Below are 7,659 nucleotides of genomic sequence, written 5' to 3'. Positions count from 1 at the left end.
TTTGTCTTCTCCTGGTTTTTGTGGAACTACATCTTTTGCAAATGTTCCTATTACTTCAATGTCTTTATCTACTACTGTATTCTTATCTACTGCTGGTGTCCATTTGTTAAATGTGTATCCTTCTGCTGGTGTAGTATTTGGTGCTGTTAAGTCTGCTAAAGTTTTGTTAGCTGTCTTTAATACGTAATAAGTGTTCTTTGCATCTACTGTTCCAGTTTTTTCGTCTGCTGATTTGAAGGTTACTGTCCAATAGTTGTTTGTGTCAGGATTTGGTGTTTTGCCTGGGTCTACTGGTCCTATGATGTCTTCTAATTTTGTTGCTTTTGCTATGAATCTAAAGTATCCATTTCTTTTATCATAAGCATTTGATGACTTTGTAACTGTTCTATCTTCTGGTATCCATGTTACTGGTCCTTTGTATCCTTCTTTAAATGTTATATCTTTTTCTTGTGGAAAGTCTTTATCTTGGAATACTGTTTCTGGTTTAACGTATGTTTTTCCAGTTGTTGTTATACTTTCTACACCTGTTGACGCTAAAAACCTAACTTCTATTTTATCATCTGGTAGCTCTTCTTCTTTTGGTGCGTCTGGATCTTTAGGGTTTAGTGTAACTATGTGTTCGCTTACGATTAACATTTGTTTTGGAACTTCTATTGTTGATTTGTCTTTAAATGTTACTAGTAGTGTTCCTTCATATTTTCCTGCTGCGTCTGATGTTCTTGCTGGGTCTGTCTTGTCTGTTACTGTTGCGTCTTTTAGTAGGGCTGCTACTTTGTCTTTGTTTGCTTCTGTTGTAGCTTTTACTCCCTTTGACCAGTCAATTGGATCGTTTACCCATACTTTTATTGTTTCTGGGCTTAGTCCGCCAAGTTCTGTTACTTGTTCAGCTATGGCTTTTTGTGTATATTGAGCAACGTGTTGTGTCGCTGTATCGTATTTTGTAGCTAAAGCTGGGCCCCAAGCTTCTGCTCCAGTCTTTTGTATCCAACCTGCATTTGGTGTGACTGTTGGTGGAGTTAAAGTTGAGTCCATTTCCACGCCTCTGAAAACATAATATGTTTTGTTTTCTGCTATAGTTCCATGGTCGCCTTGGGCGAATGTTACGGCTACGTAGTCAGGGTCAGTAGCGTATTTATTATCTTCTGACCAGATTGGTTTTTCTGTGAATTTTATTTCTGTTGGGTTGATTCCATTTTCGTCAACTTTTACTTCTGGTTTATAGACTTTGTTATTAGCTTTATCTACTAATACGTCCTTATCATTTAAACCTGTTACTTCAACTGTTGGTGAGTTTTGGAAATTTGAAATGGTTGCTACATTAACATCTTTATCTAAAAATGTTTCTGTTTCATTAGTTTCAGCTGGAATTTCAATTTCCTTTTCTTCTTGCCCTGCTTTTACTTTGATTTTACCATTTGTGGCAGCTGTTGTTGGATTTGTAGTTGTATTTCCAGCTTCATCAACTGTAGTAACTTTTACATCTGTATTTACATATTGGTAAAGATACAGATTAAAGACTGTTGTACCTACGTGTCCACCTGTACCACTTGTGGTGTTTTGAATGATTTTACCAGCAATATTTACATTGTCTGCAAGTTCAATTGTAATATCCTGAATTTGGTCTTCTTTGTAAACGCCAAAGTCGATTTCTTGCCCATCTGAAGTAAAATCTTTTTCTACCGTTGTGGTTTCAAATGTGTCCATATCAAATAATTCAAGCTTAACTTTTGCTCCATTTGGAAATATTGTAGCAAAAGGAAAATTTTTTCCATTAACGCCTGATAAATTGATCTTGACTTTTACATCATTTTCTTCATAGACAGGCTCACCATTTGCTGAAGGTGCTCTTCTTGGCCCATTAGCAAATGTGCTAGCTTTTCTTAATGAATTAGTTTTTTCTTGCAAGTTAAAAACTAATTTTTTACCATCATTTTTTCCTTCTATCTCTACTGTATTTATGCTTGTATCGTGAAATTCTCTGGCATCTAGCCCTGCTGCTAAAACAGGACTAAATGTTCCAAGAATCATAACAAGCGCAAGTAGAAATGATAGAATTCTTTTTTGGGAATTCATTTTTACCTCCTTGTCCAATAGCACTTATAGATTATTTAGCTACTCTCATTATTCTAGCGTCTTTGTAACCCTCTAGTTTAGAATCTACTATAATTCTATCGCCTTTTTCCAGCTTGAATTCTGTTCCATTTTGTTTTAGGTTAATGGCTTCAAAGTCGTCACTTTTTGCTGTGTAGTTATCTAAGTTTATTACTTGTCTGCTTCTTATAAGTCTAATAGTCAATGTAGCGTCCGTTTTAGATTTTAAGAAAATTTGACTTTCTCCTGACACTAGGTCGCCAATTTCTAATCTAAGATCTTTTTCTACAGCTTGAACTGTTAGAGTTTTTTCAAGCTTGTTCCCCATTTCGTCGTAGATGGTTACTTTATATGAAACAGCTTCTCCTAATTGTTTTAAAGTATCATCGTTTAATTCAATCGTGAAGTTTGTATCATCTGTTGTTGCTTTAACTGCAACAGTTTTTCCATTTGCTTCAACTGTTGCTTTTAAAATCTTATGATCTGCATCTTTCGCTTTACCAGTTATCTTTACCATATATTTAAATAGGTCAGGAGTAGCTTTTAATTCTTCTCCCTGAGTTGTGGATTCTACAGGTTTTTGCTTGTCAATCTTAACTGGATTATCAGAGTAAGATGGTGTCTTTCCTGGTTCTGTTGTTTCGATATAGTAGTCTGCTTCTGGATCGAATTTATCACTTGGTAAGTCTGTTATATCAAATACAGGTGTTCCATCTTCTTTTGTAGTTTGTGTTAAACCTTCAACTTCTGTATAAGTTCCATCTTCATTTTTCTTAACAAGCTTATATGTTGCATCTGTTGGAAGTGATTTTCCTTCTTCTGTAGGTGTAATTTCCACATATTGCTTGTCATTTGCTTCATCATAAGTTTGCTTTGGATTTGTTACTTGTGATTTTACTGGTCCATAGAAAGCATATACGGTCATTTCAGATAGGATTGGAGAATTTTCTGTAAACTTATATGTTTTTGTTATGTCTTTAGCTTGTGCTTCTGTCTTCAATTCTTCCAATTTGTTGTATTCGTCAACTGTGTTTACTTTCTTTGTTGTCCAGCCGTAGAATACTACTCCATCTTTTGTAGGCTTGTCGCTTACGAATTTTCTAAGTTCAAGTGCGTCGTCTTTTAATGCATCGCCGTTGTGGTCGATGTATTTATCAACTTTAAATCCGTTTGGCGTGTAGCCTTTTTCGCCCGCTGCTTTTTCGTTCATCGGTGCGATTCTTACTACCGGCGCTGTGTCATTTGCTCTTTTTAAGTTATAAGCAAATTCTGTTCCCGGTAAGTTTGTTGCATCATTTGCCTTGTAACCTTCAAATGATTTTACAGTCGTAGCTAATTTACCGCCGTTTAAATCGAAAGTAACTTTGGCTTGTACTTTTTCAAATACTTTTTCGCTTGGTGTGGATGCCTTTTTTACGTCAGTATTTGTAATACCGATAACGGAATCTTTTACAAGTTCTGTTGGCATTGCAAATCCGGTTTTACCTTCTGTCGTAAATGTGTAGCCATTTACATCAGCACCATTGACATTCATTTTGGTTCTGGTCTTTTGATCCGCAATGGTGAATTCATAGTCTGTGTTATCCGGGTAGAAGAGTTTGATTTTAGCACCAACGTATCTCGTTCTACCTGTGATATTTTGAGAATCGGTGAATAATTCATCAATGTCTGGATTTACACCGGATTGAGTTGCGGAGCCACCTGCATAGGTTGTAATGTAGTTCAACCTTCTAGGAGTTGTTTTTTCAGCTCCGTCTGCACCAGGTAATAGGTCGATTGTTTTGTTACCGTCTTTAGAAGGTAGAGTAAGTGTTACCTTGCTTGGTGGTGTGTCGTACTTCATTGTTCTGAAGGTAATCTTTTCTCCGGATTTAATGGTCATGCCAGGGATCAGATTGTATTCGTATTCTCTACCATGACCAGGTTGTAAAGGACCTCCACCAACGTGTTTAAAATTGGATCTTAGTTCAATACTATAAGGACCCTCTCCGAAAGTTAGTGAGTATTCATATAATTTTTGATTTGGTGTAGATGTCTTGCCGTCAGCATAAGTTAAGCCTAGAATACTGTTTGGTTCAAGAACAATATCAGAACCTGTATCGTTCGTCGCCATATACTCGATGAATTTCTTGGTACTATCCAAGATGAAAGTAGAGTAAAAGTCAAAGGACGCCAAGTCATCTGTCTTTAAACCTTTTTCAGCTACCTTATCTTTATCGATATAGTATCTGGTAATCGTAGGAAGTCCTGAGTTAAACTCTGTCGTTGCACCATTTAAATAGGAATTCTGAGGAACCGCTGTTGTTAATACGGTTTTAAGTCCTGCAAAATTTTGTCCTATATTGCCCTTGGCATTGGAAGCAACTTGGATACCTACAAAGCCCGGGTTTAATTCACTGTTGTTAGAATCGTTTAGATCTGCCTTTGTGATTTGTATAGGAGAAGCATTTTTCCACATGTCGCCTTGTTGGTTGGCCGGGAATACTTCTGCTACTGTGCCTGATTCATCTTGTGGCTTTAATACTTCTGCAAATTTTTCATTAAATACTTGTCTGAAGGCAAAGTATTCGCCGCCGATGTTATCAGTTGAGTTAAGCTTTGATTGTTTATGGAATACATCCAGGTATCCGCCTGCTTCATTGTATTTTGCATAAGAGTTGGCAGCGTAGAATTGCAAGTCCCTATTGTAGTCTTCAACAGTATTCACATCCGCATTATTGTTTGCTGAAGGAATAAAAGTCATAAAAGTATAAGAGTTATAAGGTGTAACAATTAGATTTTGATCCGCATCAGTCGTATCGTTATCGGCTTTACCGGTACCGGCTACACAGAAGACTCTTTTATAATCATCGTCTGTTAACCTCATTTGAATATGCGGTTGGCCTTTAATGTCATCAACTGTTTTCCCATCTATTAAAACAAGGTCGATGGGAACTTCAACTCTAGCAGCTCCACCTACTAAATTTTTATTGTTCTTCAGGTTTTGTTCTTTAACATGAACCCCTCCTGAAATAGAACTTACAGCATCGGTAAATGGAACGACTTCTTTATAGGTATCTGAATCGTGCCACATTCCATTATCAGTACCCTTATACATCCCTGTTCCCGGATTAGTGAAATCAATCAGGTTATATAAGTCGTTGTCAAATTTGAATAGGGCCTTATGCCATACAGCGGAGGCTAGATTTTGAAACACCCTAAATGAAACCCTAACAACTGTTCTACCTTCATCGTTGATATAGGTTCCAATGTAGTTAATAGAAGGTGTCTTCATTCCTTCCGCATTGGCCACAACGATAACCTCGTTTTTATCAGCCAGTTTCCAGAAGCTCATTTCGGCTTCTTTTTGCTCGTCTATGGTCCAATCCGCCTTTTCAACTTCTGCAAAGATATTTGTAGGCAATGTTCCTAATATCATTATTAGGGCTAGGAACAAGGACAAATATCTTTTTCTTATTTGTTTGTTGTCCATATTTTTTCTCCTTTCTATAAATAGATAACAAATTATGAGTTACATCTTCTTAATTATATTTCTCTTATTAATTTAAAAACCATCTCCTCAATACTGGACTTATAAAGCTTTCTATATTCTATTAAAGTGGTTGTAATGATAGTAATTCTTAATAAATCGCTTTATTTTTATACTTCCAGTTTTTTTATTTATACGAATATATTATATCAAATTAATTAATTTTTTTCCACTTTAAAATCCTAAGTTTTCTTGGATTCGCAAGCTTTTGTCAGGGTTTAATACCCCCCCCCCCAGTAAAATTTGTATTTATTTTGTACAATGCTTTAATGATATTAGGGTGGTATTCTATGAATTTATTCCTATACTTCGCTTTCCTATCAATCTTTTAATATTTTATTTTTTATTTTTATAAGTTTTTTGTTGATTTGCAAAAAAGTTAAAAAAAAAAGAGAGCAAACCTATGTTACTCTCCATATTTTTTATTTAATTTTCAAGCCTATTTTTCGCCCAAGAGCCTTAGGGCTATGTCTACATTTTTCTTGGACTCTTGTCGCATTTTTTCTGTATTTTCTCTTAATATTTGTCGCCTTTCTTCTAAGTTATCAAGAGCCAGCAAGGTTTTTTCATATAATTCTTCTGCTGTGAAATTTTCTACATCCACTGCTTCTTTTATGCCAAGTTCTTCAACCATGGCTTCAACCTTTGGGTCGTATATTATGCCCACCATGGGAAGATTTACGCTGGCTGCATAGACTAAGGAGTGAAGGCGCATTGCTGCTAAAAGTCTTAGTTTTTTGAAGATGCCCATGAGTTCGCCTGCTGAATAGGTATTTTCTATTAGCATGACTTTTTCCTTGTGGTTGCACTTATCTGCAACTTCTCTTGAATAGACATTGTCCCTTGGTGTGTGGAAGGGCACAAGCAAGATGTCGTAGCCAGCTTCTATTAAGAGGTCAATGGTCTTTGCAAATTTTTCTTTTATTGACTCATCTTTTTTGTGGTCTCTTATGCAAAATCCCAGTGTCTTTTCTGTTATTTTTAAGCCTTCATCTCTTAAGATCTCCTCAACCCTATCCTGGTCTGCCGCCTTTAGGGTAAAGACTGGGTCTGCTGTGACTTCTATGTTTTTATTTGTCACTCCCAAATCTCTTACGAAGTCGTAGGATAGTTTGTCGCGAAGGGTGATGTAGTCAACTTTATTTAGGACTCTCTTGGTTAAAATTCTGTTTTTCCTCTTGTCAATGGGTCCTATGCCGTTGGCGTAGACGCAAACTTTTTTCCCCAGCATCTTCGCCAAAATTATCACTGAGAGATAGTAGATTATGCTCCTCGTTGAGGTTATGTCCTGAAGAAGGGAGCCGCCGCCTGATAGGAGGAGGTCTGCATCCTTTAGACTAGAGATGAGTTCTGGTAATGAAAATCTATTTACTGCATCTATGCCGTAAACTTTTTTTGTCTTCTCAGGATTTTTTGAAAGTGCTGTCATTTTTATTTCAAAATTTTCTCTATTTAGTTTTTTAAAGTCTTCTACCATGGCTTTTAGGATGGCATCGTCGCCAGAGTTGTCAAAGCCAAAGTATCCTGATATTACAATTTTTTTCATACCATTCATTTTATCACTCTGTTATTGGTTTTCTTTCTACTGTGTTTTTGCTTGCTGTGTTTGTATTTTCTACTTCTTCTAAATTTATTTGGCTTAGGTTTTCTCTTTCATCTTTTTCTACTTTTATGGCTGTAAATATTATGCCAAGTACAATCCAGAAGGTAAATATTATTCTCGGAATGTATAGGAAGTGCTCTACAAGTCCATGGCCCATGATCCCAATTATGCTGGCAAAGAGTCCTGCTCCAAGGTACTTGAAATACTTGTCCTTTGATTTTACTAGGTTTACATAAGCGTATTTTAGGGTGGACAAAAGTAGTAACATGAAGAAGATAAATCCTATTAAGCCAATTTCTGCTGCCACTTCAAGATAGGTGTTGTGGGCATGGTAGATGGGCATGGTCCTGATGTATCTCTCGAAGGTGTCTTTGAAAGGCATATAACCAAAGCCAACGCCTGCTACGAGGTTGTCTCTTATGACATCTTTTGTTAT

4 protein-coding genes are annotated in these 7,659 nt (G+C 36.4%); all 4 read right to left on the bottom strand.

Annotated elements, in window-relative coordinates:
* Window positions 1-2,073 (bottom strand): hypothetical protein (locus tag HMPREF2801_RS07175; protein ID WP_210394469.1); only part of this gene is annotated, 2,073 nt, incomplete at its 3' end.
* 31 nt (window positions 2,074-2,104) lie between these two features.
* Window positions 2,105-4,798, bottom strand: a complete 2,694-nt coding sequence (locus tag HMPREF2801_RS07170; protein WP_168162845.1) for a hypothetical protein — start codon at window positions 4,796-4,798, stop codon at window positions 2,105-2,107.
* Between the two features lie 1,261 nt (window positions 4,799-6,059).
* Complete coding sequence (gene csaB / locus HMPREF2801_RS07165) at window positions 6,060-7,175, bottom strand: polysaccharide pyruvyl transferase CsaB (RefSeq protein WP_246829996.1); 1,116 nt, start codon at window positions 7,173-7,175, stop codon at window positions 6,060-6,062.
* 4 nt (window positions 7,176-7,179) lie between these two features.
* On the bottom strand, window positions 7,180-7,659 hold a 480-nt coding region (locus HMPREF2801_RS07160), incomplete at its 5' end, for an O-antigen ligase family protein (RefSeq protein ID WP_246829995.1).

The sequence above is a fragment of the Peptoniphilus sp. HMSC062D09 genome (genome assembly GCF_001811425.1).
GTDB lineage: Bacteria > Bacillota > Clostridia > Tissierellales > Peptoniphilaceae > Peptoniphilus_A.
This window is presented reverse-complemented; position numbering and strand designations above follow the sequence as displayed.